2 protein-coding genes and 1 pseudogene are annotated in these 1,246 nt (G+C 58.4%); 1 reads left to right on the top strand and 2 read right to left on the bottom strand.

Going from position 1 to position 1,246, the window contains the following annotated elements; all coding sequences use genetic code 11:
• Together IWX64_RS17430 and IWX64_RS16845 are read right to left on the bottom strand one after the other, a co-directional pair.
• The coding region (locus IWX64_RS17430; protein WP_442859074.1) for a helix-turn-helix domain-containing protein at positions 1–449 on the bottom strand (449 nt) is incomplete at its 3' end.
• Positions 450–523: 74 nt separating this feature from the next.
• Positions 524–793, bottom strand: a complete 270-nt coding sequence (locus IWX64_RS16845) for a hypothetical protein (protein ID WP_196868272.1) — start codon at positions 791–793, stop codon at positions 524–526.
• Positions 794–1,108: 315 nt separating this feature from the next.
• Here IWX64_RS16845 and IWX64_RS17425 point away from each other — a divergent pair.
• A pseudogene (locus tag IWX64_RS17425) lies at positions 1,109–1,246 on the top strand (IS256 family transposase); the annotation flags it as partial.

The following is a 1,246-nucleotide window of genomic DNA, read 5'->3' as shown; positions in this document are numbered from 1 at the left end:
AACTTAGCCTGCACCAACGAGGCTAGTTCCAGGTCATCGAACTTACTGGCTTTTGGCCGCCGGCCCAATAGCTCTGCTCGTTTCTGGGCAGCGTACGGGGCGTACTTCGTCTGGCTCGACGCTCGTCTACGGACACCCGTGGGTGGTTCGCCCCGGTGTAGTTCGCGGCTGACCGTCGAAGAACACCGGCCTATCTCTCGGGCGATCTCCCTCACGCCGTGCCCGGCCAGGTGCAGGTCAGCTATCCGTAATCGTTCCTCCAAACAGAGGTACCGGCCCGAGGGCTCAGGCTTAGCGCGCGGGATACGACCGCCGGTTGCCCGGCGCCAACGTTGTCCAGTTCGTCGATTCACGCCTACAGCATCACAGGCCGCGGTCAGCGTAGACCCCTGGGCCATCAATACCCAGAACCGTGCCTCCTGAACAATCCGTTCCTTCTTCGATGACACTCACAACACCTCGCATCAATAGGGGGTGTTGCAACGACCGACTGAACTCACCATCCGCCCGCGGGCGTTCAGCGCTACTTCACTTCAGTGAAACGAGTGCCAAGAGGTTCAGATAGAACTGAGAGGTCCAAGGTTTCAGGATCTGTGGCGCCGAGCCCCACCTCGGAGTAATCAACGACGAACCAGTTCCTTCCCTCGGCGAAGTACACGGAGCCGCCAGTCTCCGCCGTGCCAGCCATCAAGTTGTATGCATCGTCACGGGCATCTTGCGATGTGAAGTAAAAGATCTCGGCCGTTTGAGTGCACTTCACCGATTCGGCAGGTATCTGTCCGTCATCCCCCATGACAGTAGTGGGTGAGGGTGGGTCATCCAAGCAGTCGAGATGGTTGGATACAGCCCCTCGGGCATCTTCCAAAGAATTGATCGACGGCAACCCATCAGTAGATCGGTTCTCCGTGTTGCAGGCAGTGCAGGTTCCGACGAGAAGTGTAAGAAACGCTGTCATCACCGCAATTCGGCTTTTCACCATTATCTGTCCCCCATCTACTTTGCAAGATATCGTGGCACACTCAGGACCAATCGAGAAAGATACGGCCGATCTTCTGGTGCGGCGGGTCTGTACGATTTTCGGTGTAACTCCTGAATAGGAGGAACCGTAATGAGTGACGTGAAGATCGACGTGGAGGGTGAAGCCGTGGCGACGGTGAAGCAGGATGACGTGGTGGACGGCCGGCTCGTGGAGCAGCTCATCGGGAGGGCCCGGGAGAAGGGGTTGGCCCTGACCGGCGAGACCGGC

The organism is Arthrobacter sp. CAN_A212 (assembly GCF_015752345.1).
GTDB lineage: Bacteria > Actinomycetota > Actinomycetes > Actinomycetales > Micrococcaceae > Arthrobacter_D.
This window is presented reverse-complemented; position numbering and strand designations above follow the sequence as displayed.

What these genes read in the sequence shown, in the direction of transcription:
- IWX64_RS16845 (WP_196868272.1), bottom strand. Translation starts at nt 793, where the DNA reads ATGGGGGATGACGGACAGATACCTGCCGAATCGGTGAAGTGCACTCAA.